This is a genomic window from Syntrophotalea acetylenivorans (assembly GCF_001887775.1).
Taxonomy (GTDB): Bacteria; Desulfobacterota; Desulfuromonadia; order Desulfuromonadales; family Syntrophotaleaceae; genus Syntrophotalea_A; species Syntrophotalea_A acetylenivorans.
The window spans coordinates 226,764-250,892 of record NZ_CP015519.1 but is presented as its reverse complement, the minus strand read 5'-3'; the positions used below and the strand labels follow the sequence as shown (position 1 = coordinate 250,892).

Genomic DNA, 24,129 nt, shown 5'->3' with positions numbered 1-24,129 from the left:
CCATGCCTTATACGGATAAAACCATCGGTGCGTTTTTCGAGGAGCAGGCACAGCGCCTGCCCGACCATGACTTCATTGTCTATCCCGACCGCAATCTGCGCTGGACCTTCAGCCAGTTCAACGAGCGGGTCGACCAGCTGGCCAAGGGTCTGCTGGCGATAGGCATCGGCAAGGGAGATCACGTCGGAATCTGGGCGACCAACGTCCCCGACTGGACCACCTTCATGTTCGCCACTGCCAAAATCGGCGCGGTGCTGGTTACCATCAACACCCACTATCGCCGCTTTGAACTGGAATACCTGGTCAAGCAGGCCGACCTGAAGGCGCTGGCATTGATCGACAATTTCCGTGATCACGATTACCTGCAAACGGTCTACGAACTGATTCCGGAGCTGAAGACCTCCCAGAGAGGTCAGCTCGAAAGCGAACGTTTCCCGGAGCTGCGCAGCGTCATCTTTATCGGCCAGGAGAAGCATCGCGGCATGTTCAACACCCGCGAGCTGATGGTTCTCGGCGACCAGGACGACAACAGCGAGCTGGACCGCATCAAGAACTCCCTGGATGCTCACGACGTCGTCAACATGCAGTACACCTCCGGGACCACCGGTTTCCCAAAAGGGGTCATGCTCAGCCACTACAACATCCTCAACAACGGCTACTATATCGGTGATCGACAGAAGTTCACCGAAGCTGACCGGCTCTGCCTGCCGGTGCCGTTGTTCCACTGCTTCGGCTGTGTACTCGGGATAATGGCAGCACTGACCCACGGCACCACCCTGGTGCCGCTGGAGCTATTCGATCCGTTGCTGGTGCTGGCGGCGGTGCAGAAGGAAAAGTGCACGGCGGTCTACGGCGTGCCAACCATGTTCATTGCTGAACTGGCGCACCCGATGTTCGACATGTTCGATCTCAGCTCACTGCGTACCGGCATCATGGCCGGCTCGCCCTGCCCGGAAGAGACCATGCGCCAAGTGATGGAGAAGATGCACTGCACTGATATCACCATCGCTTACGGTTTGACCGAAGCCTCGCCGGTTATCACCCAGACCCGCACCGACGATTCGGTGGCCCAGCGTACCGGCACCGTTGGCGCCGCGCTGCCGGAAATCGAAGTCAAACTTGTCGATCCGGACACTGGCAAAGAGGTCGAAAGCGGTGCGCGGGGCGAACTCTGCTGCCGGGGTTACAACGTGATGAAGGGCTATTACAACATGCCTGAACAAACGGCCGAAGCGATCGACGCCAAAGGCTGGCTACACTCCGGGGACCAGGCTGAAGTCGATACCGATGGCTATTATAAGATCACTGGCAGGATCAAGGACATGATCATCCGTGGAGGTGAAAACATCTACCCCCGTGAGATCGAGGAATTCCTCTATACCATGGAAGGCGTGCTCGACGTGCAGGTGGTCGGCATTCCCGACGAAAAGTACGGCGAAGTGGTCGGTGCCTTCATCATCCGAAAAGAGGGGGTAGACATCACCGAAGAGGATGTCATCGACTTCACCCGCACCCGCATCGCGCCATACAAAAAGCCCAAACATGTCATCTTTGTCGATGCCTACCCGATGACCGCAAGCGGCAAGATTCAAAAATACAAGTTACGAGAGATTGCCAGCGGGAAGCTCGGCATTGAGGGAAAAGTTTTTGAGGATAAAATAGTGGAATAGCAAGATAAAACTATTTTTACAGGCTTCCGCAAAAATCATAGAAGGCCTGAAAATTCCGGATCAAAATTATTCAGAGGACATTCTGATCGTCTCTGACAAAAAGGCTACCTGCAACAGGTAGCCTTTAATAATTGGGGATTTTGTTGGAAGTCGGCCAGGCAAAATGGCTTCCAAGTACATAAACTGGCTTATTGCATAGATAACGATCCGGACGCTACCAGGTAACAATACTTCTCCGGATCAAAGAGTTGTCAGAACTAGCCTGGGAAACCTTAAAGAAACACAACCTAGGCCACCAGTTCCCTCATGATAAAAGAGCGGATCAACCGCATATCGTCAAGACTCATATCAACAAACTGCACTCCCATCCCCTTTGGCAGCTGCGGATTCTGTAGACCATCCTCGGCATTAAGCCAGGCAACTCTGCCAAGGCAACGAATCGGTCGTTCCTGCCCCGGCAGAAAAAACTCCAGACGCAAAGGAGTTGATGCCGCTGGCGGATCTGGCGTTTCGATGAACAATCCACCGGTGCTTACATTAATGGAATATTCTAGCAATTGTCGTTCTTCCCCGCCAATGCCGTAATGCACACTGAGTCGCAGAGCAACCCGGGGGGCTTCACGCTGACTAATCTGCAGATGTCGGCGACACGCTTCAATGAAGAGCTGGCGATTGATGGGTTTAAGCAGAAGATCATCGCATCCAGCCCGCTCGCAGCGCTGTAGTTCTTCCTCTCTATCTCCATGCGCCACCATGATGACCGGAATATTCCTCAAATCCTGATGTGCCTTGAACCGTCGACAACACTCATCGCCATTAAGTTCCGGCAGCACAATGTCCATAAAAATAAGAGCGGGGCGTTCCTCGACCGCTATTTCATACGCCGCAACACCGTTAGCAGCAAACAAAAGTTCATATTCATCCCGGTAGAGAAAGGAATCCTCAACCTCTTTAAACAGGTCTCCATTGTTGGCCAGCAATACTTTTTTCTTTGCCATCGGCACACCATGAATGCAACAAGCGAATAAACGAAGAATGCAGCAAAAACAACCTCAGAGCTCAATCTATCAACGAGCGCAGTCGGACGGATCACCTTTGAGCTTGAGGATCCCGTGTTCCAAGGCGGGCAGAACCACGGCCAGATTTTCGCGAACCCCTTTAGGACTGCCGGGCAGATTGATAATCATGGTTTCTCCCCGGACCCCGGCCAGGGCTCGGGACAACATGGCATGGGGAGTGATCTGCATACTGCTGGACCTCATGGCCTCGGCCATACCCGGGATCTGCCAGTCGATCACCCGCAAAGTTGCTTCGGGGGTTACATCCCGCGGACTCATGCCCGTACCGCCGGTGGTTAGAATCAGATCGAGTTTTTTTGCATCAGTCCAATCTACCAGCGTGGCAACGATCTGCTCCAGGTCATCGGCCACAACCTGATACTCTTGAATCGAGCCGAGGGGAGTGACCATTTCCCGTATCACCTGGCCACTGATATCCTCTCGCTCTCCTCGAGAGCCTTTGTCGGAGAGGGTCAGTATGCCAATGGCGAAATTCCCTGTTTGGCTCACAGTACCTCCCAATCGCCCTCAAGCAATTCGATAACATCACCATTGGCTACGGGCCCACCACGCAATACCCGGGCAAAAACACCTTCACGAGGCATGACACAATCACCGGCCTGGTAATAAATCTGGCAGCGTTCATGACACTCTTTGCCGATTTGGGTAATTTCCAGCACGGCTTCGCTGCCCATTTTTAAACGGGTGCCAATCGGCATGGAACAAAGGTCAAGACCTTCGGTGGTGAAGTTCTCGGCAAAATCGCCGGGACCGACATCGAGCCCCTTGGCGAGCATTTTTGCAACACTCTCATTGGCCAGCAAACTGATCTGACGGTGGCCGTCACCACCGTGGCCGTCGCCCTGCAAACCAAAATTTTCCACCAGGACGCCTTGTCCAACATCCTTCTTACGGCCACCCTTAGCCTGGCTGGTACATACAGCGACAATTTTTCCTTTAATCATTCTATTCTCCTGAAAAACCTGAAAAGTAGGTAACTAACGTTTTTAATGCATTCATAAAACCCGATAGGATGGCTAATCAAAAATTTCGACTTGCAAAGCCTGTTTGCGACGCCATCTTTTTATCTTTGTCGTGATTTGGCATTTAACATCCGTCGAGCACTGTTGGCGATCACCTGGGAAATATCCCGACTCTTGCTGAGGGTTTTAAGATCCCTTTCGGAAAGAATGTTCATAAAACGCAAGGCCAGTGCCGGTGGAGTCCTTGGATGAACGACCAAAGCCTGTTTGATGGCGTAGTTTTTCATCCACTCCCGGTTCATGGTGACGATCCGGATCAATTCTTCATTGCTGCTCTTGTTATTTACCACGGCCAGCACTTCTCCATCGCTAATTCTGGGATTCTTAAGCACCGCTGCGGACACCAGTTTATTACTTTCCCTGATCAGTAATTTACGCCATTCCTTATCACCGGTCAGGGCTGCTTTGACTTTCTCCGCAACCCCCATGTTCATGATTTGCTGATAGACGGACTGACCTTCCTCCTCAATCTCCTCATCCCAGTCGTCCTCGTCATCATCGACGGGTTCATCCGTCTGGGCCGAGAGTTCGTCGAATCGTGCCAGCCAATGTCCTTCTGCTGCGGGATTGGCTTCGATAGCCTCTCGCAAACCCTCAACATGGCTGCGCGCATGACGATCAACTAAAAAACTAAGAACATCGACGGAACAACGGCTAGCGACAGACAACAAAGTCTGGCGAGCTAACCCGGAGTTATCAAGCAAAAGTACGAGTACAGAGGCATCATCATGACGTTGCCGGGCCACGAAATCAAGTACTTGGGGATGGATTTCACCATGACAAAGCAGCGGGACCAGCCTGTAAGGAGCAATGCCCTTAAGTGTGCTGATCGCCAGATCTCGAACCTCTGCAGCACCGCGACGAGCAAGCACAAATAGCGCCAGCAACTCTTCCTTATTACAAAGCTGAAACTGGCCGCCGGCAACCTGACGTTGCTCTTCAAGAGAACCATCCGGCCCGATGAGCCGGGCAACGCGGGAGGATACTTTTAGCTTTCGATCGGTAGTCAGATCTTTCATCGTTCTCTTCGGCCTTTTGGAAACAGCTTGGCAACCGTCAGTCTATATCGTCTGAGCTATACACACATAGGAATCTCTGGCGCCGGTTTTCACGCGAAGACAGTTTACATTGCTTGACTGCATTCGCAAAGTTTACAGTATGACTAAGTAAAAATTTCGTCCTCAAGGCTTGGTGTTTTTCAGGGGTGAAGGCATACATCCAGTATGTCGAGGCCCTGAAAAAACGCCATGACTCCGTAAGACGGACCTTTCAGAACGCCATCATTGTTGACTGTTCGCCACTTTCAGTCAAGTTAGCTTTATACAAAACAACCTCTTTTGAATCAAAAATTCTGCTGTTTATGAAGGAAATGCGTCCTTCGGCAACAACACCGAAGGACGCATTAGTACAACCTCAACAATGGTTTTGATCCTCTACGAGGCTCACTCTTCCTGATTGAGCTCGGCAATCAGTTTTTGCATATTCTGTGCAGGCACTTCTTGATAATGGGAAAATTCCATTGTGAACATACCGCGGTCGGAAGTCATCGAACGCAGTTCCGGGGCATATTTAAGTACCTCGCTAAGGGGTACCTGAGCAGCAACCACCTGGGTGCCGGCCCCCGGCTCCATGCCCAGCACTTTGCCTCGGCGGGAATTCATATCACCGATCACATCACCAACACAATCGTCGGGTACCGTGATATTCATCTGCATAACCGGCTCGAGCAGAACGGGCTTGGCCTGTTCTACACCTTTTTTGAACCCCATCGATCCGGCAATTTTGAAAGCCATCTCAGATGAATCGACGGAATGGTAAGATCCATCGTACAGGGTTACTCTGAAATCCACTGTCGGGAACCCGGCCAAAACCCCCTTGAGCGACGCTTCGGCAATACCTTTTTCAACCGCCGGAATATACTGGCGAGGCACCGCGCCACCAACGATTTTATCCACAAACTCGAACCCGGAACCTCTTGGCAGCGGTTCGATTTCCAGCCAGACATCCGCATATTGACCGCGCCCGCCCGACTGCTTTTTATATTTACTTTGCAGCTGAGCTTTGCCGCGTAAGGTTTCACGATAAGGCACTTTGGGCGCCTTCAGCAGAACCTCGACATTAAATTTGCGTTTCATCTTTTCGGCGGTAACCTCAACATGGACCTGCCCCATTCCCGACAGGACCAGTTCTTTGGTTTCCTCGTCCCGCCGCACCTGCAGCGTAGGATCCTCTTCAACAAGTTTCTGCAGGGCACTGTTAATCTTGTCTTCATCGTTCTTGCTGGCCGCTTCAAGGGCAAAGGAGATAACCGGCTGCATCGGCTCAGGGCATTCATAGCAAATCGGCTTGGCACCGTCGCACAGAGTATCGCCTGTGGCTGTTTCCTTTAGCTTGGCCACCGCTACGATATCGCCGGGCGTGGCAACCTGCACCGATGATTGCTGCTTACCGTTGAGCATAAAAATCTGCCCCACACGCTCGACGACATCCTTATTGGCATTGTAGAAGTTGCTGTCCGATTTAAGAGAGCCGGAATAGACCCGGAACAGAGTCAGCTTACCGGTATAGGGATCGGATATGGTCTTGAATACCAAGGCAGAAAAAGGCTGATCTTCGGCAGGAAGACGTTCTTCAAGTTCTTCGGTTTTCGGGTTGGTGCCGGCCTGACTGCCGCGGTCAATAGGCGACGGCAAACAGAGATTGACATAATCTGTAAGTTCTCTGACTCCAGCATTGCGGACCGCACTGCCGGCCAACACGGGAATGAAATGTCCGGCCAGGGTACCGGATCGTAACCCCTGAAGAAGTTCATCTTCTGTAAGAGTCTCTTCCTCGAGGTACTTCTCCATCAGATCGTCTTCAGTTTCAGCAACAGCCTCCATCAGCATTATCCGCTGGGTTTCAGCCTCATCCAGCAGTTCGCCGGGAATCTCTCCTGTCTCGCTGTCCCCACTGCCATCGTCCTTGAACAGATGGGCTTTCATTGTTACCAGATCGATAACACCACGGAAATCATCTTCCGCTCCGATGGGTAAGGTAACTGCCACAGCGGGAGTTTCGAGGGAGTCGGCCATACTCGATATGGCCCTATCAAAGTCGGCCCGTTCGCGATCCATTTTGTTAACGAAAGCGATAACGGGGACCCCGAATTCCTGGCACCACTCCATAATTTTCTGTGTTTGTGCCTTAACGCCGGAAATGGCTGAAACCAGAAGGACCGCACCATCTAGAGCACGAAGGCAGGTACGAGTATCGTGAAGGAAGTTAGCATAGCCAGGTGTGTCGACAATCTGCAGTTGATGCCCTTGCCACTCGCAATGGGCGACAGCAGCGCCGATGGTGATGTTGCGCTTGATCTCCTCGGGTTCAAAGTCCATGCAGGAGGAACCATCATCGACCCGCCCTAGTCGATCCGTTGCCCCGCTGTTGAACAGGACCGCCTCGACCAGAGAGGTCTTACCCGCTCCGCCATGTGCAATAACCCCAAAATTCCTCACTTTTGCCGTGTCGTACTTTCCCATGGTCTCTCCCTTCCTTTTCCCTGTTGGGGGAACTCGATTAAGGATCGCTTTGCAGGAAACAACGAATTTCAAGATGCGGCCTGCCGACCGCATGCTATCCACAGAGCAGTAAAAACTGCTGTTTGGTTATGAGGAGTATCTAGTACAACTTGAACTCTCGACAAGATCGAGAGCTAAAGTCAATCTTTGTTAAGCAGGTACAGTATTCGCAAACCCTCCAACGTTAAAAATGGCTCGACTTCTTGAATGGTCTGTGATGCCGGGGCAATAATCTTGGCCAAACCGCCGGTAGCGATCACCTGCGGATTTTCCCGGGTTTCCTGGCGCATACGACCCACGATACCGTCTACCAACCCGACATAACCGAAAAACAGTCCAGCCTGAATACTGTTCACGGTGTTTTTGGCAATCACGTGAGGAGGCCGGGAAAATTCGACTCGCGGCAGTTTGCTGGCTCTTTGAAACAATGCTTCGGCCGAGATATTCAGTCCAGGGGCGATAGCTCCCCCTTGGTATTCACCACGGGCCGATACCAGGTCAAAAGTTGTGGCGGTACCGAAATCGACAATGATCAAACTGCAGCGGCGTTTCTCATAAGCCCCAACGGCGTTAACGATACGGTCCGCACCGACCTCCCGGGGATTATCGTAATGAATCGGCATGCCGGTCTTGATTCCCGGTCCGATCAGATAAGGAGCGCGCTTGAAATATTTGCGGCACAATCCTTCCAGAGCATCCTTAGTCGGCGGCACAACGCTGGAAATAATGACATCCTCAATGTCCGACATGGATATATCGCCCAAACGCAATAGCTCATGGATAAGCATAGCATACTCATCCACCGTCCGGGTTTTATCGGTGGTAATTCGCCAATTTTGCACAAGATCCTCGCCCCGATAAAGGCCGAGTACTGTATTGGTATTTCCTACATCAATAACCAGCAGCATAATATTGGAAAATTTCTCCTGAAAGTCCTGATCTCTAGAGCGGTCGCACGTCCCCGGCTAAAACACGTTCCTGCCGGCCGTCGGCCATCTGCAACAATAGAGCACCATCGTCATCGAGCCCGACAACCTGGCCTTGCAGCAGGCGCCCCTGACAATCAACCTCGACTTGCCGTCCGGTCAAGGCGAAAAAACCCTGCCATGCCTGCAGTATCGGTTGAAAACCTTCCCGGCGGTACTGATCATACAGTTGATCGAGATGTTCCAGCAGGGTTCGGGTAAAGAGAAGCCGCGACACCTCCTGTCCACGGGCTATTGCCAGCGAGGATGCCGGGTAGCGTAAATCGTCGGGAAACTGCTCGGCCTTCATATTGACATTCACACCGACACCGAGAACCAGGTAACGGATCCGTTCCGTTTCAGCATCCAGTTCATTGAGCAGTCCGGCCACCTTGCACCCGTCAAGCAGGACATCATTTGGCCACTTGACCGTCGGGGTCAAGCCGGTAATGTCAACGATAGCCCGAGCCACGGCGGCTGAAGACAAAAAGGTCAGTTGCGAAGCATACCGGGGCGCGATGGGGGGCCTGAGAATTATCGACGCGTAGAGATTGACCCCGGCAGGAGAGGTCCAACGTCGACCAAGGCGTCCCTTGCCGGCCTGCTGGGATTCCGCGATAACCACGGTCCCTTCCTCGGCACCGTTCTTGGCCAGGTCGTGAGCCCGGTCATTTGTAGAATCGGTATCGGTAAAGTAGACCAGCTCTCGACCGACGACCTTCGTCTGCAAACCGGTCTGCAGTTCAGCCGGCAACAACAGGTCTGGCGATGTACGCAGGCGATAGCCGCGGGCGGTAACCGCCTCAATTTGATAACCCAGAGTGCGCAATTGTTCGATATGTTTCCACACCGCAGTGCGTGAGACCCCCAAGACACGGCTCATCTCAGCACCCGACACAAAAGCGTCTGGCTGCTGCCGAAACAACATCAGAATTTCATCCTGGCGACTCTGCTGGCTCATAGACTCCAATAGCACTCTATCTCTGATGCATTCGCAAAAATCATAAGATGGCTAAGCAAAAATTTCGACCACCAAGGCCTGGTGTTTTTTCAGGGGCGAAGGCATACCTCTAGTATGTCGAGGTCCTGAAAAAGCGCCGTAACGCCGGTGGGCGGACTTTTTGCGACGCCATCATCACTGAAACAGCATGGAAATATCAACAGCCCGGCTGGAATGGGTTAAAGCACCGACGGAGATATAGTCCACCCCAGTCTCAGCGATGGCCCGCACCGTTTTCAGGGTGACCCCACCGGAAGCTTCGCTCAAGGCCCGCTTGTCGATCAACTGGACCGCCTCCCGCATGGTATCCAAATCCATATTATCGAGCATGATGATGTCGGCTCCTGCAGCCAAAGCCAATTCGACCTCAGCTAGAGACGTCGTTTCCACCTCGACCCGCAGCGTATGGGGGGCCCGTTGCCGGGACCGTTCAACGGCCGTGGCGATATCCCCTGCTGCAGCGATATGGTTTTCCTTGATCAGCACCCCGTCATACAGGGAAGTACGATGGTTCCGCCCGCCACCCATGCGAACCGCATATTTTTCCAGACAGCGCAATCCGGGGGTGGTTTTGCGGGTATCGACCACGGCGGCATCGGTGTCCGCAATTTCTTTAACGAAACGGGCCGTATGGGTGGTGATACCACTCATGCGCTGCATCAAGTTAAGCGCCACCCGTTCCCCCTGAAGCAATACTTGAGCATCGCCCTTGAGCCAGGCCAGCACCTCACCACGCTGTACAGCAAAGCCGTCTTCACGCAACTTTTCGAAAGCAACCTGCTCGTCGAGCAAGGCAAAAACCCGGGCGGCCACATCCATGCCCGACAGGACAAAATCTTCCTTGGCAACCAATTCGGCCCGGCTGAGTATGCCAGGCTCGATGGTAGCCAGAGTAGTAACATCACCGAGGCCGATATCTTCCTGCAAAGCATTCTGAATAATACGATCTATTTCAAACATGTAAAACTCCAGAGTATGGTTTTAAAACGCTTATTTATATACCATGGCAAGTTGATCAGCCGCAACTGAAAAGCCTCGTAAACACAGCCCATTTTGCCTTTGCAATTTTTACCGGAGTGTTGGAGAATCGTGCCAGCTTTAATAATTGATTATCTTTGTCCCTAATACTTTATTTAATTGCCATACAAAAAGGAGCACACCATGCTGCGTCCCCACCTTGCCCTCCTGCTGGCTTTGGCTGTTCTGCTCTCCGGCTGTGTCAGTAAGGCCGAATATCAACGAAAAAGCGATGAAGCAGCTCATCTTGCCACCGCCCAGTCAGAACTGGAACGTGACTACAGCCAACTGTTAAAACAACAACAAAAGCTAGCCCAGCGATACGACCAGCGGGGACTGGAACTGGAAGAAGTCAACAATGCCAATATCGGCCTGCGGCAGGACCAGTTGCGCGCAGCGACAGATATCGAGCGTCTGGAAAAGGTTCTCTCCGAACGCAGTGCCTCCGCCGGCGCCGCCATGAGCGAGATGCGGCAGACTATTGATGGCCTGGAAGAAACCAAGCGGACGTTGACTGCACAACTGGAAAAAGAGCAGTTGGCCCGGCAGGCCCGCATAGCGGAAATGAAAACGACTTATGACCAGCTGGTGGACAAGATGGAAAGCGAAATTGAGCGGGGCGAAATTACCATCTCCAAATTACAGGGGAAGCTCACCGTTAACCTGGTAGAAAAGATTTTATTCGATTCCGGCCAAGCCGACCTTAAAAACGCAGGCATACAGGTATTGCACCGGGTAGGAGACATCCTTAAAGAGGTCACCGACAAAGAAATTCGCGTCGAAGGACACACCGACAATATCCCCATCAGCCCTCGACTAAAAAAGACCTTTGCCAGCAACTGGGAACTGTCGACGGCCCGAGCGACCAATGTAGTGCGCTTTCTCCAACAACACAAAGGCATTCCCGGTGCTCGTCTGTCGGTTTGCGGCTACGGTCCCTATCAGCCCATCGCCAGTAACGAAACGGCAACTGGGCGGGCCCAGAACCGGCGGATTCAGATCGTGCTGGTTCCCGCACAAACGACCCCGTAAAATAGTCGCTTTTTAGCTCCGCTGTTCCAGCATAAGTAAATGAGCTACTTCCATACCATGCTGAGCCATGTTTCTAACCGCATCAAGCAAAGTCAGGAAGATAGGTGCAGCATGGGGCAAACACAGGCCTTCGACCAGACGGGCTTCATGGTCTGTGGCAAAATCGATACACCGTTGACAAAGACTGGGGCCTTTTTCCTGGCGCAAAAAGGTTTTTAAAACCTCGTTGTCGGTCTGAAAGATATCCGCCAGCACCCGAAGCATCTCCAGTTGACCTTCAAAAAGTTCATTGGTTTGGATGATCCCTTTTTTCGAAAAGGGGATCCCCTGGCTGATCTGCTTTTTAAGTGCCGGTATCATTTCTCCGATATCCTCAGACATCAACTGGACATGGGCCAACACACTTTCCAATTTCAAACAAAAATCCCGACTATCCCCCTGCTCCGTGGACAATAGTCCATCCAGGCGACTCGACAGCAAAGAGATTTCATCCACAACGATTTTTTGATGATGCAGCATCTCTTCCAGATCCGCGGCACGCTGACGGTTGAACCCACTGCTCGCCTTTTCGACCATAATAATCAGGTTTGTCACCACACCACTGAAGAGCCCAAGTTGCTCCCTCACCGATCCCGTTGTCATCATAGCGACCCTCCCCTCAAATGCCGGCTCATGTCGTTTAACCCCTCTTTTTATTCAACAATAACAGGTTATTCCGAGTAGGAAAGCAAGAAGATGACGTCGGCTGCCGATCCCTGATCTAAACAATGGACCACGCGTCTGAAATTCTTATCATTTGTTATAAATAGGATAAATAAGGTAAAGTTGAGATTGAAACCACAAACATGTTGTTAACCCCTTTCCCTCTCAAAAGGAGAAAACGCCATGCTCAGCCAACCACTGGTCGACGCATTGAACGAACAGATGAAAAATGAGTTTTTTTCGGGGTATCTCTACAAGGCTATGGCCGCTTACTTTGAAGCTGAAGACCTGCCCGGCTTTGCCCACTGGATGAAAATGCAGGCCCTTGAAGAACTATGCCACGGCGAGAAGTTTTTCAACTATATCTGCGAAGCCGGCGGCCGTGCGGTACTGCTGCCCATAGACGGGCCGAAAGTCGACTACGAGTCGCCGCTGGATGTATTCGAATATTCCCTGAAACACGAGCAGTTTGTCACCGCCAGCATCAACAACCTGATGACCCTGGCTAAAAGTGAAAACGCCCACGCTACGGAAATCTTCCTGCAGTGGTTTGTTACCGAGCAGGTTGAAGAAGAGGCCAGCTTTGGTCTTGAGTTGAAAAACCTCCAAAGACTCGAAGACGACAAACGCGGCCTGATGATGATGGACAAGGAACTTGGCCAACGCGCCTTTACCGTTCCGACCGGAATGAATATCACCGGCGCCTGACCGAGAGGCTGCTTGACAAATGAACAAAAAAGGCCGGCAGGGAATTTCCCAAGCCGGCCTTTTTGTCTAAACAGCTTATTCTTCTCAAAGCCAGCCATGGGCTTTTTGAACAAATCCGTCCACCTGTTATCGCCCATCCTCATCGGCCAAACGCTCGAGTGCCCCTAGATTGCAGGGAATGTAGGAACAGCGAAAATACTCTCAATAAGCCATTAGAAAACAATTTGACATAACTTTTTAGACCCCTCAACAGAGTGTTTAAGCGATTCAATGACTTGTGTTATGATTCGCCGGATCATTCACTCATTCAGGTTCTAATAAAAAAATCCGGTATGGTGTACTTCAATTGAGCGAAAAACGAGTTTTCATTACGGGTATAGCAGGTTTTTTGGGGAGTCATATCGCGGAAAGGTGTCTGGCTGAAGGGTACAGGGTTTCGGGATGTGACAACCTGAAGGGTGGCTACCTTGACAATGTTTCGAGTGGCGCTGCGTTTCATCAGATCGACTGCAACGATTTTGCGCCACTGGCCGCTTTGATGAAAGAGGTCGATATTGTCTACCATTGCGCTGCCACAGCCTATGAAGGCCTCTCCGTATTCAGCCCGCATATGGTCACTCAGAATGTTGTCACGGCGACCAGTGGAATTGTTTCCGCGGCAGCGGCCGGAGGAGTCAAGCGCTTCGTTCTATGTTCGTCCATGGCTAGGTACGGTACAAATAAGGTTCCGTTCACCGAGGATATGGTGCCGGCTCCTCAGGACCCCTACGGCATCGCCAAATGGTGTGCGGAACGGCTGCTTGCCAATATTGCCGAAATTCACGGTATGGAGTGGGTGGTGGCGGTTCCTCACAATATCATCGGGCCTCGGCAGCGGTACGACGATCCTTATCGCAACGTAGCCGCTATTTTCATCAACCTGATATTACAAGGCCGTCAACCCTATATCTATGGAGGCGGCAATCAAAAACGCTGCTTCAGCTTTGTCTCCGATGTGGTCGATCCGCTTCTGCGTATGGCTACGGACGACCGCTGTGTCCATGAAGTTATCAATATCGGCCCCGACGATGAGTTTGTGACCATCAACGAGCTTGCGGCCACGATCGCTCGGCTACTCGATTTTGATTTGCAGCCGAACCGGATCGATAGCCGTCCTCAGGAGGTTTTCTTTGCCAACTGCTGCGCCGATAAGGCCCGGCGACTGCTTGATTACGAGCCGAAGGTGAAACTCGAAGAGGGCTTGGCCGTTATGATCGACTGGATAAAATCTCGCGGACCTCGCCCCTTTTTACACAATGTAGAGTTGGAAATAGACGGACCGCTCGCGCCGAAGACCTGGTCGAAGAAGTTACTGTGATAAGGAGGCTGTCGAACTTTACATGAATCTGCTACGAAACCGTCTGATCGGTCCATATTCCCGATCCTTTTCGACAAATAGCTATGGCTATTCGCTCTCAAACGATCGACAATCTGTCCTCGAACAGCCAATTTCTCGCAATGATCCGTAAAGTCCAACAGTCTCCTAGGCTGCTCCATAACGAAACGGAAGGCGCAGGGCTCACACGAAAGGCCGCCACCCTGCTGGCAGAGGCTACGGCATTGGAGGGATCGCTGCATCTGCCCGGAGTGCGCGATGACTATAGAGCTCGGCTAGAGCACGTTGTACAGTTGGCCACAAGGGCGCTGGACAGCGCGGTGGACAATCGAGAGGTTGCGTTGCTCCAATGGGTGTTACTACGGGCTCAAGCGGCCCGGGCAGAGGATGCGCGCTATGGCGCCGGGCAGCTCTCGCGCGGATCTCAGCGGGCGCCCACATGGTCAGATTGCGAGGACGGCTGGCAGCGAGTTGAGCAGATTGTTTGCAATGCAGAAGAGGCGGCATTGGAGGCCGCACGTTTTGCTGAGCAACTTAATACGGACAAAGCAAGAGCGATAGCCCGCAGAGCTGAAATTGCCGGAAACGCCGCGAGAAAAATCGTCCTGGAGCGGAACCGCGCCTACACGTTTCATGCAGATCCCGGCTTTTCGTTCGGCGAAGGCTGGTACCTTGCTGCCGCGGCGCTGCTTGCCGGTGTTCCCATCCAGATCAGACCTGGCGCTGTTCAGGAATTGCAGGCCAAACATTTTCTGCGTGCTGCCGGGTTAGCAGGATCCCTTCGCCCCTATCGGTCTCGTCCGGCGAGTCCCAAGCATCTGACGCATATCATCGCCGAGGCTTTTCACGCCGACGCGCCAGGAGCACAGCGTACCCTTCGCGCAGCGTTTCTGGGAGAGGAATCGCCATCGGCTTCCTTAAGATCATGGATCGATGGCAATGTGGGAGGGAATTCAGAGCAGAAGGTGCTGCTTTGGGTACGAACGGGTGACCACGATGCCGAGCGCAACACCTGTTTCGATGAGTTGCGGCAGCTTTTTGAACTGGTATTGAATGCCGGGCTCACTCCCATCTTTTTCGGCGATGCTGTTCCCGCGGACCTTGTTCCGACAAGGGGAGTAGACCTGACCCTTTGCTGGAAGGAGCCGCTCTTCCAGGGGTCGGACATGCGCCTGGCTCAACTGCAACTGTTTGAGGAGTTGAAATGCCGACACAACCTGGTGGGCCAGATCGGTGTTACTACTGCCGGCATGGACGGACCGGCGCTTATGGGATTGCCCACTCTTTATCTCACACAGCAACGCAACGTCCGATTGGGCAAGTGGGTGGGAGCCGTTCCGGGATATCAAGAAGTCGTGCGGGCGCAGGGCTATTTCGAAATCATTCGTACCACCTTGCATCAGTGGAAGCAGCACCCTCCGGGATTTGCTAGCCAACCAGGAGAGGACGTTTAACATCAGTTGTGTCAATGGTTTTCCTATAAGTCACGACTTCTAAAACACAGAAACCCCGCCCGGATCGCTAGACGGGGTTTTCTCACAATGCAGGAGTAACAAGGATTTCGAGCTTTTGCCAATTTCACACCCTCAAAACAATGCAAGAGGAATTACAAAAAGTCATTTCTTTGACCTCAACTATCGACGGATGTAGATTGGCGGCGTCTTGTATTGCTTGGTTTGTGGGAATCTGAAAAGTAATGTCCTGTCGAAAATTCGGGCCTTGATCACGGAGTAAACAACAAAAGACCAATACTCCATTAGGGCGCCGGCCTTTTTCTTTTCGTTGCGTGTTCCTGGCGAAAGTTTATGCTGGCTTCCAGTAACAACGCTTCGGCGAAACCATTTTTTCTTCCCTTCCTAGTTATGCCATTCCTTTAACAATGGCTTTTCTGTCGAGAGCACCAAGTTCAGCAATCTTTCCAGCATTGAAGGGGTGGCCTTCAGTACGCATGGCTTCTAGAACTTTTTCTTTAACAGCCATAATAATCTTTGGATCGCGAGATTGTAAAATTAATTCAACCTAGGCCTGAAAAAGTCACCAAGTCTGAGTAGCGGAATCAATGGTAACGGCAACAGCCGCTCTTAGCCAACCAAACTTCTCTTTCAAGTTGTCATAATCAGGCCCAGAAGTTACAAATTCGGCCTTACCCTTGATTAGGAATCCGGCTCCAGCACCGTGCAAACCTTTGACCTTACTGCTTGCAACGGTGATTAACACCTCAGGGTTATATTTGATGTTTTCTTCTGTCTTGTTCATATAGCCTGCGGGAATCAGAAATCGCCCTTCTGGCGAGATGTGGATGTAGGTATTCCAGGTATTGACCATATGAGGCCCATCCTTACCTAGCGTTGCAATCGCAACGATGCCATCTTTTTCGAGCATTTCGAGCAATTTTTCAGAGATCATAGCTTTCTCCTTTTGTTTGAATTATTTGTGATCAGTAGATATGCAGAGGATACTTGATCATTGTCCCCATCAAAAGGTACAATTCAATAAAAGAATATGGGGACAGATATCTTTAGTAAACCCTCCCTTATATTGTCTGACAGAGACTACAGTCGGCTGAAATTATGTTCAACTTAAACAACAAAGACGCCACACCACTTTACCGGCAACTCTTCCTACAAATTCGGGACCAAATAATTTCTGGTGAACTTCCCGCACATTTCAAGCTCCCATCAATACGTGCCATGGCCGTGGAGTTAGCAACAAGTCGCAATACAGTCGAGGGCGCTTTCCAGGAATTGTGCGCTGAAGGTTACATATACAGTAAGTCACGAAGCGGATACTTTGTTTCATATATAGACCAGGAATTAGCGTCATCTTCTCGAGTTATTCATCCACAACAAGACCTTCACCCTAAACTTGCGGAACGTTATAAGTACGATTTTCACCCTGCACGTCTCGACCCGGAGGTTTTCCCGGCATCCCTTTGGCGCAGATGCCTCATTGATTGTCTCCGGTCAGACGCCGGAGACTTTTCACAGTACAGCGAGCCACAAGGGGAATGGGGGTTGCGTTGCAATCTTCAATTTTATTTGGAGCGATCACGTGGAGTTCACTGCACTCCCGACCAAATTGTAGTCTGTTCTGGTTTACAGCAAAGTCTAACCATTGTTGCTCAGCTTGCCAGAGGTCGTCACGAATCAGTGGCTATCGAGAATCCCGGATACCATCTCCCCCGAGAAGTCTTTCATAACAACGGTTTCAATATCACTCCTATTGATGTTGGCATTGGCGGGCTCAATCTGAGTACGCTCAAGTCAACATCCAGTACCGTTGTATACATAACCCCTTCACACCAAATGCCGCTCGGCTATGTAATGCCTGTGGCCAACCGACTGGAACTGATTTCTTGGTCGAAAACGGGGGAACGTCTGATAATTGAAGACGATTACGACAGTGAGCTTAGATACATTGGGCGACCTATTTCTTCTTTGCAGGGGTTATGCTCTGATGGCAACATTATTTATCAAGGGACCTTCTCCAAGGTCTTTTCTCCTGCGCTGAGATTGAGCTATATGGTGCTCCCCAAGTCACTTTTGAATGATTACCATCGGCTCTTCCAAGGTCATTTTTGCCAGGTCCCACTCCTTATCCAAAGAGCCATGATCAACTTTATGGAGAGGGGGCACTGGGAGCAACACATTCGACGTTCCCGAAATTTTTATAAAAAGAAGCATGAAATAATGCTTCAAAGCATCGGCGAATATTTCGGACGTAAAGCTAAAGTTATTGGTCAGGGCGCAGGGCTCCACATAATTCTCGAACTGGCCGAAAGTTTAAATGATGAATTGGCTTTTGTAGAACGAGCAAAACAAAAGGGGCTTCGACTATTGCCCTTTTCCGAGTTCTACGTTTCTAGCCAAACTGAAGGTAATAAGTTAATGCTTGGTTTTGGTGGGATGAAAATTAATGACATCCCAGAAGGGATAGAAACCCTTGCAACGCTCATACATTGATGGCGGTAATGTTTTTTCCTATGAATCGCCCCCAATCTACTAGACATTTGGCCCCATTCAGCGATGTCGCAAAACCCACGATTTAAATAAAACCAAACGGCCCAACCTAATATTGATAGGTTGGGCCGTCTTATATCTTGTTCTAAATTGTTTCTCGGATTGTCTAAGATATATCAGTTATCAGAAAGGGGACCGGGGACTGGCTCCCAACTATAATATGCTGATATTTTTCCCTGGAATGGGCGAAACATTCAGATGCAAAGCAGTTTACAGAATCATCGTCTCAAAAGAGACATGGGACTTGAGCCGTGGTGTCCCTCCCCCCTCGGAAACAACCTGCAGCACGCCGTTTGCATCGAGCACCAGGGCACCGGCAATACGAGTCAGGGGAGTGTCGGAAAAGATTTGTGGGCAAAAGGGTGCCGAAGGGCCGAGCAATACGGCTTCACGAGGCTGCCCCAAATCGTTCAGGAGTTCGTCACAGGTACCGGTAACCAAGCTGGTGCCGGTGAGAATGGCCACGCTGCATTCAGCCAGCACCGCTCGTCCCTGCTCCGGGTTCAGCACTCCGGGACGGGAGCTGTCGAGCTCGATGATATCAAACCGGCAGCCGATTTTCTGGATCCTTTTAACCAGAGGGCCGAAATAACCGACCATAGCCACATGGTCCTCCGCGGTGATCTTCAAACCGTCAAGCACTTCTTCCCGGCTGGTTTCCGGCAAGGGACCGGCAGCCAGCAGAGCATTGGCCGTCGCCAGACCGAGGGTACGCTGCAGAGGCTGTTCTGATGCCAGCATCTGCAACAGTTCTGAGGCCGGGCGACCAGCCAGAGTCCCAGCCAGCGGCAGATGCGTGCAGCAGCCCACGGTACGCGGAGGGGTCCAGGCCAACCCGGCCTGGTGCTTTTCGAGACATACAGCCGTATAACCCAGCCCGATGCGCACGTCGGCAACTTTTTGTTCTTTGGCGCTGACGTTGAGTAACTCAACTAAGGCATTCTGTCTTTTGAGCGACATGCCCCCTCCTTAAATGGATGGATTTAGTATTTAGAGATTAACAACATCTAAACATAATAAGGGCACTCAATTCTGACAAGAAAAAAACACTTACCAATGAAAATAATCTGTTTATACCTCAGCCATCAAACCCCTGATCGTAGCAGTTACTACCCCCGTATGGCGTCACCCAAGGCAAACGGTCGGCACAGAAAATATCGGCTTGAGGGGTAAGCCTGGCCGGTTCTTCGAAACAGCCCAGGGGCACTACCGCTATTCCGGGATAGAGCTTGTTGCGGTTGAACACCGGTGCGCCGCAGACACTGCAAAAATTCTTTTCTCCCTTATCCGACATGGCATAGCGGGTCAGTGAATCACCCCCTTTGACAACGGTGAAGATTTCTTCGGGGACTACGGCAAAACTCGAAAATACTCCACCATTGGCTTTGCGACAAATTGAGCAATGACAATTGACCACGTTAAGTACTTTTCCGTTAATTTCGAAAGCCACCTCTCCGCAATGACAGCTACCGGTAAAATGTCCTTCCATAAGACCTCCTCTCGCCAGTCTATCGCTCGTTAAAGTCATTTGGTCTCTCTTTGTGGCCTATTGTTAACAATATCATTCTTTCCAGACCCTGGTGGGAAGACCCGGAACCAGTTATGTGGACGCGATGCACATTTTATAGGCATCCAAGCGATATTCTGAACCTGGAAGCTAACGACAAACAATATAGAAAAGATATATTTCAAATAGTTACGTGGCATGGCAAGGCTCTTGCTTTATTGAGATGTCGTAAGCTTCGGTCCCAATGACGTGACAGGGCTTGCTCCACCTTCTAGCAGGATGTTGAAAAAGACCCTCCATGGCCTTTTTCAACGACGCAAGCCGAAAACAAGTTTTCGCCTTGCTTACAAAATCAAGGACTTACAGGACCGTCCATAATTTTGGCCGCCCATCCCTGGGCCCTACAGGCTGTTAGTCAACAGCCTGCTACCAAAGGAGTCAGGCTTTGACACGCAAACCGAAAATCCGCGATTTGCTCGACGAGAGCGCCTGTACCCACAGCCCAACCAAAAAAAACGCCTGCAACGCCCCGACTCCGGGAGCCACTACCGGCGGCTGCGCCTTTGAAGGCTCGCAAATCTCTCTGTTTCCCTACGCCGATGCCGCCCACTTGGTACACGGTCCCATGACCTGTGTCGGTGCCTCCTGGGAAACGCGCCTCACTCATACCAGCTGGGCTGGCCGCGACCTGACCCAGATGGGCTTTACCACCGGTATCACCACCAACGACGTGGTCTTCGGCGGCGAAGAAAAGCTGCGGTCGTCCATCGATTACATTGTTGAGCGCTACGCCCCGGAGGCGGTGTTCGTCTACAGCACCTGTGTCACCGCCATGATCGGCGATGATATCGACATGGTCTGTAAACAAGCTGCTGAAGCCCATGGCATCCCCATGGTGCCGGTGCACGCTCCCGGTTTCGTCGGCAGCAAAAACCTCGGCAGCCGTATCGCCGGAGAGGCGGTCCTGACCCATCTGGTCGGCACTCAGGAGCCGGAAACAAGCAGCCCTTTCGACATCAACCTGATCGGCGAATACAACGTTACCGGCGACATGTGGCAGTACACGCCTCTGCTCGAAGAACTCGGCATCCGCGTCCTTTCGACCTTGAGCGGCGACGGCCGGGTGGCCCATATCCGCAGCGCCCACCGTGCCAAACTTAACGTCATCGTCTGCGCCAAGTCGCTGGTATCCCTGACCCGCAAAATGCAGGAACGTTACGGAACCCCTTTCATCTCCGTCTCTTTCTACGGCAAACGGGACACCAGCGCCTCAATCCTGGCCATTGCCGAAGCCCTGGGGGATGCCGAGCTGGTTGCTCGAACTAAACAGCTCATTACTCGAGAAGAAACCCGCCTTGCGCAGCAGCTTGCCCCCTACCGGGAGATCTTTGAAGGCAAAAAGGCGGTCCTCAACACCGGCGGCAACAAGTCCTGGTCCATCGCCTCGGCGTTGCAAGACCTGGGTTTCGAGGTGGTCGCCACCTCGGTTAAAAAAGCGACCGAAGCTGACAAAGAAAAAGCCAGGGAATATCTGGGCGAAGCGGGCATCCTGATGACCAACCCGGGCCAGGAACAGGCCAAAGTTATTGACCAGACAGGCGCCGACCTGCTGCTGGCCGGCGGCCGCAGCCTCTTTACCGCCATCAAGAAGAAGATCGCCTTCGCCGACGTCAATCAGGAAAAAAAGAAAAGCTACGGCGGTTACGCCGGCCTATTGAATCTGGCCGAAGATCTGAAGAACGCCCTGCAGAACCCGGTGTTCAAAAACGTTGCAAGGAGGGCACCATGGGAGAAGTAATGCGCAAACCCGACAAACCGCTGCAGGTCAACCCCTTTCGCCTCAGCCAACCGATGGGCGCGGCTCTGGCCTTTCTCGGCATCGACCGCTGCATGCCGCTGATGCATGGTGGCATGGGCTGTACCTCTTTCACCAAGGTCTTTCTTACCCGTCATTTCTGCGAGCCGATCGCCATTCAGACCACCGCCGTTACCGATGTGACCGCGGTGCTTGACGGCGGCGACGGCAGCATTGTCGAAGCGGTGCAAAACATCACCAAAAAGGTCGCTCCCAGCCTGATCGGTCTTCACAGCACGGGGCTCACAGAAACCAAAGGGGATGACTTGCGGGGAGTCGCCAGCCAGGTCGATTATCCTCTGGTCTATGTGCATAGTACCGATTACGAAGGCGGACTCGAGAGTGGATGGGGAAAGACCACCAAGGCCCTCATCGAGCAGTTGGTTGAACCGACCACAGCAACCCGCACTGACAAGGCGGTACTGCTGCCCCACGTCAGCCTGACCCCCATCGAGGTGGAAAAACTCAAGGAATTCGTCGTCCTGTTCGGCTTCGAGGTCCATGCCCTACCCGATCTCTCCACCAGTCTGGACGGCCACCTCGGCGAAAAGCAGAGCGCCCTGAGCAGCGGCGGCACCACCGTCGAGGTGATTAGCGAACTGGCCGACGCGGGTCTGGTGCTATCCGTCGGCGATTCGATGCAACCGAGCGCCGCGGCGCTGCTGAAGAAGAATCCGTCGATGAGCCACCTGCATTTGAACCATGTGCAGGGTCTGTCGGCCACCGACGAGTTGGCGAGCGCACTGCTTGAAGCCAGTGGTTTGGAACAGCCACCACCCAGCGTGGTGCGCTGGCGCAAACGCCTTCAGGACGCCATGCTCGACAGCCATTTCTCCCTCGGCCAGACCCGCATCCTGCTGGTCGGCGAGCCCGATTTTCTGGCCGGCGCCGGCAAGGTGTTGAGCGAAGCCGGTGCCCGGATCACCCTGGCCCTATCCACCGTCGACTCCCCCCAGCTCAATAACATCCCCGCCGACCGAGTACGGGTCGGCGATCTCGAGGACGCCGAAGCGCTGCAGGAGGATTACGACCTCATCGTCGGAAACTGCCACACCGAAGCCCTGGCCCACCGCTTTCATAAGGGTCTGGTGCTGCGCGGCTATCCCAGTTGGGAGGTTGTGGGTAACCAACTCCAGAACGATCTGCTTTACGAAGGCGGGGCTTACTTCCTCTGTGAAGTGGCCAATGCGGCCGAGCATATGCGAGCGGCGAAGCATAAATTCTGACGTTTTAGGCCAGGAAGTCTTACGCGAAGCGTGAAACAAACGTTTTTTCAAAGGGAACAACCGACCCATGAAAGGATTTACCGACACCATCCGCCGTTACGCAAAGGACGACCGTTATTGCGGCGAGCTTAGCGACGCCGACGGCACCGGCGAAATCGGCCTCGGTGCCGATGAGGCGGGACGCCAGATTGCGGTACGCTTCGCCCTGCGGGTGCGTGACGGTCAGATCGCCATCCTGCGCTACCAGGTGTTCGGTTGCGGCTATTCCATGGCCGCCTGCGCTGCCGCCGCGGAACTGGCCAGTGACCTCACCCTGAATCGTGCCCGCAAGGTCGACGCTCAAGCGGTCGACCGCCAATTGGGCGGCCTGCCGGAGGATCGGGGCTACTGTGCCGACCTGGCCGCCAGAGCCCTTCAGGCTGCCATAGACAGCATTCACCATAAAAACCAAACCGTGCAGGAAGTCTATACCCCAGTAGCTGAAGACCACGGCCCACGGGTCAACAAGGCCGACCCTCTGTACCGATCACTGCTCGACAGCCCAGTCCCGGAAGGCACCAGCATCGAAGACCGTCACCTCTTCGCCTGCCTGCTGACCGTCGCCGGCCGGGAACCGCACGACACAGCTACAGCATTGGGACTGGAAAAGAACGAGTTGGCCGCCCTGCAGCAGCACTTTTTTCCCGCATGGGATCCTGCCAGCGGGTTATCCTGGATCACTCCGACGACGGAACCTTTCCCCGAAATCAACACCGACGTCCGAGCTCTATTGCTTTCATATGCCCTGCCTGACGACGCCTCGTCGCCCGTCTCCTACTGGCTGGCAAAAATTCTCGCTGCCCGCGCCGCTCTGCCCGGCCATCTGTGGATCGCCATGGGGCTCTTTGAACGTCCTCAGCTCAGCGCCGCCATTCGCTGCCACCTGCCGTCCGTATTTGCGGCCAACAACAAGAACATGCGCTGGAAACGTTTTTTCTTTAAACAGATTTGCGATTTGAACGGGGGAACCCTGTGCAAAACACCCAATTGCGGAGAGTGCAGCGATTATGCCTTGTGTTTTGCCGAGAATGATTGATAGACCTGTTTCAGAAATCTCAATAGCACGCCGAAGGACTAGTTGCCCCCCCTTGCATCAACTTTTCCTATTTAGCCCGCATTTTAAATCAATGGCTAAAAGGATTAAGATTGACTTTCTTTAAAAATTTTAGCAACATAACACTATAGTTTGTGTCTATTGGATGGCAAAACTGGAGCAATCCAGTGACGCAAAGCTGCGGGTCCTAAGTGGATAGCCGGGCTACGAAAGAGATAACCCTTTGGGTTTACTTTCTCAGAAAGCCCCTTTTCGTCAGTTTGCGAAAACGGGCTTTTTTGTCACTTATTAGATGGTCA

General features: G+C 52.5%; 21 protein-coding genes and 1 riboswitch. Of the genes, 9 read left to right on the top strand and 12 right to left on the bottom strand.

The features are described 5' to 3' along the window. The first annotated feature begins 2 nt into the window (after positions 1–2). Positions 3–1,670, top strand: coding sequence for an AMP-binding protein (locus A7E78_RS01115; protein WP_072282541.1), 1,668 nt, complete (start codon positions 3–5; stop codon positions 1,668–1,670). 287 nt (positions 1,671–1,957) lie between these two features. On the opposite strand, the gene A7E78_RS01110 is transcribed toward A7E78_RS01115, so the two are convergent. From A7E78_RS01110 to nadC, 8 genes are all read right to left on the bottom strand, one after another. Continuing rightward, a complete protein-coding gene (locus A7E78_RS01110; RefSeq protein ID WP_072282540.1) occupies positions 1,958–2,668 on the bottom strand; it encodes a TIGR02266 family protein in 711 nt (236 codons plus the stop codon). 69 nt (positions 2,669–2,737) lie between these two features. After that, positions 2,738–3,238: a MogA/MoaB family molybdenum cofactor biosynthesis protein gene (locus A7E78_RS01105; protein ID WP_072282539.1), complete on the bottom strand. Its 501-nt coding sequence runs from the start codon at positions 3,236–3,238 to the stop codon at positions 2,738–2,740. After that, positions 3,235–3,693, bottom strand: coding sequence for an MOSC domain-containing protein (locus A7E78_RS01100; protein WP_072282538.1), 459 nt, complete (start codon positions 3,691–3,693; stop codon positions 3,235–3,237). The genes A7E78_RS01105 and A7E78_RS01100 overlap by 4 nt, the downstream gene beginning before the upstream one ends. 119 nt (positions 3,694–3,812) lie before the next feature. Beyond that, positions 3,813–4,790: a hypothetical protein gene (locus tag A7E78_RS01095; RefSeq protein WP_072282537.1), complete on the bottom strand. Its 978-nt coding sequence runs from the start codon at positions 4,788–4,790 to the stop codon at positions 3,813–3,815. A 423-nt stretch (positions 4,791–5,213) separates the two neighbouring features. Next, positions 5,214–7,292 carry an elongation factor G gene (gene fusA / locus A7E78_RS01090; protein WP_072282536.1) on the bottom strand — a complete coding sequence of 693 codons (2,079 nt, stop codon included), beginning with the start codon at positions 7,290–7,292 and terminating at the stop codon, positions 5,214–5,216. A gap of 179 nt (positions 7,293–7,471) precedes the next feature. Next, positions 7,472–8,239: a type III pantothenate kinase gene (locus tag A7E78_RS01085; protein WP_072282535.1), complete on the bottom strand. Its 768-nt coding sequence runs from the start codon at positions 8,237–8,239 to the stop codon at positions 7,472–7,474. A 34-nt stretch (positions 8,240–8,273) separates the two neighbouring features. Next, entirely contained in the window at positions 8,274–9,257 is a 984-nt protein-coding gene (locus tag A7E78_RS01080; RefSeq protein ID WP_072282534.1) for a biotin--[acetyl-CoA-carboxylase] ligase, read from the bottom strand. A gap of 174 nt (positions 9,258–9,431) precedes the next feature. Then, the gene (gene nadC / locus A7E78_RS01075) at positions 9,432–10,256 is read right to left on the bottom strand and encodes a carboxylating nicotinate-nucleotide diphosphorylase (RefSeq protein ID WP_072282533.1); all 825 of its coding nucleotides are present in this window, start codon (positions 10,254–10,256) and stop codon (positions 9,432–9,434) included. Positions 10,257–10,457: 201 nt separating this feature from the next. Here nadC and A7E78_RS01070 point away from each other — a divergent pair, with 201 nt between their 5' ends. Continuing rightward, a complete protein-coding gene (locus tag A7E78_RS01070; protein ID WP_072282532.1) occupies positions 10,458–11,345 on the top strand; it encodes an OmpA/MotB family protein in 888 nt (295 codons plus the stop codon). Positions 11,346–11,357: 12 nt separating this feature from the next. Here the strand turns inward: A7E78_RS01070 and A7E78_RS01065 are convergent, their stop codons facing one another. Continuing rightward, on the bottom strand, positions 11,358–11,990 hold the full coding sequence (locus tag A7E78_RS01065; protein ID WP_072282531.1) for a hypothetical protein: 633 nt from the start codon (positions 11,988–11,990) through the stop codon (positions 11,358–11,360). A gap of 240 nt (positions 11,991–12,230) precedes the next feature. On the opposite strand from A7E78_RS01065, the gene A7E78_RS01060 reads away from it, so the two are divergent. The 3 genes from A7E78_RS01060 to A7E78_RS01050 all read left to right on the top strand — a co-directional run bounded on the left by A7E78_RS01060 (position 12,231) and on the right by A7E78_RS01050 (position 15,584). After that, positions 12,231–12,755: a ferritin gene (locus A7E78_RS01060; protein ID WP_072282530.1), complete on the top strand. Its 525-nt coding sequence runs from the start codon at positions 12,231–12,233 to the stop codon at positions 12,753–12,755. Positions 12,756–13,101: 346 nt separating this feature from the next. Then, positions 13,102–14,112 carry an NAD-dependent epimerase/dehydratase family protein gene (locus A7E78_RS01055; protein ID WP_256359848.1) on the top strand — a complete coding sequence of 337 codons (1,011 nt, stop codon included), beginning with the start codon at positions 13,102–13,104 and terminating at the stop codon, positions 14,110–14,112. Positions 14,113–14,195: 83 nt separating this feature from the next. Continuing rightward, positions 14,196–15,584, top strand: a complete 1,389-nt coding sequence (locus A7E78_RS01050) for a hypothetical protein (protein ID WP_235606772.1) — start codon at positions 14,196–14,198, stop codon at positions 15,582–15,584. 580 nt (positions 15,585–16,164) lie between these two features. Here the strand turns inward: A7E78_RS01050 and A7E78_RS01045 are convergent. Next, on the bottom strand, positions 16,165–16,536 hold the full coding sequence (locus tag A7E78_RS01045; protein WP_072282528.1) for a pyridoxamine 5'-phosphate oxidase family protein: 372 nt from the start codon (positions 16,534–16,536) through the stop codon (positions 16,165–16,167). Positions 16,537–16,700: 164 nt separating this feature from the next. Here A7E78_RS01045 and pdxR point away from each other — a divergent pair, with 164 nt between their 5' ends. Continuing rightward, a complete protein-coding gene (pdxR, locus tag A7E78_RS01040) occupies positions 16,701–18,092 on the top strand; it encodes a MocR-like pyridoxine biosynthesis transcription factor PdxR (RefSeq protein ID WP_072282527.1) in 1,392 nt (463 codons plus the stop codon). A gap of 267 nt (positions 18,093–18,359) precedes the next feature. On the opposite strand, the gene A7E78_RS01035 is transcribed toward pdxR, so the two are convergent. Together A7E78_RS01035 and A7E78_RS01030 are read right to left on the bottom strand one after the other, a co-directional pair. Further along, a complete protein-coding gene (locus A7E78_RS01035; RefSeq protein WP_072282526.1) occupies positions 18,360–19,109 on the bottom strand; it encodes a DUF364 domain-containing protein in 750 nt (249 codons plus the stop codon). A 118-nt stretch (positions 19,110–19,227) separates the two neighbouring features. Further along, positions 19,228–19,638, bottom strand: a complete 411-nt coding sequence (locus tag A7E78_RS01030; protein WP_072282525.1) for a GFA family protein — start codon at positions 19,636–19,638, stop codon at positions 19,228–19,230. A 463-nt stretch (positions 19,639–20,101) separates the two neighbouring features. On the opposite strand from A7E78_RS01030, the gene nifE reads away from it, so the two are divergent. From nifE to A7E78_RS01015, 3 genes are all read left to right on the top strand, one after another. Then, complete coding sequence (gene nifE, locus A7E78_RS01025; protein WP_072282524.1) at positions 20,102–21,454, top strand: nitrogenase iron-molybdenum cofactor biosynthesis protein NifE; 1,353 nt, start codon at positions 20,102–20,104, stop codon at positions 21,452–21,454. After that, positions 21,442–22,737 carry a nitrogenase iron-molybdenum cofactor biosynthesis protein NifN gene (gene nifN, locus A7E78_RS01020; protein ID WP_072282523.1) on the top strand — a complete coding sequence of 432 codons (1,296 nt, stop codon included), beginning with the start codon at positions 21,442–21,444 and terminating at the stop codon, positions 22,735–22,737. Before nifE ends, nifN begins: the two co-directional genes overlap by 13 nt. A 67-nt stretch (positions 22,738–22,804) precedes the next feature. Beyond that, positions 22,805–23,812, top strand: coding sequence for a nitrogen fixation protein NifQ (locus A7E78_RS01015; RefSeq protein ID WP_072282522.1), 1,008 nt, complete (start codon positions 22,805–22,807; stop codon positions 23,810–23,812). A 155-nt stretch (positions 23,813–23,967) separates the two neighbouring features. Then, a riboswitch (cyclic di-GMP riboswitch) is annotated at positions 23,968–24,042 on the top strand. Positions 24,043–24,129 lie beyond the last annotated feature (87 nt).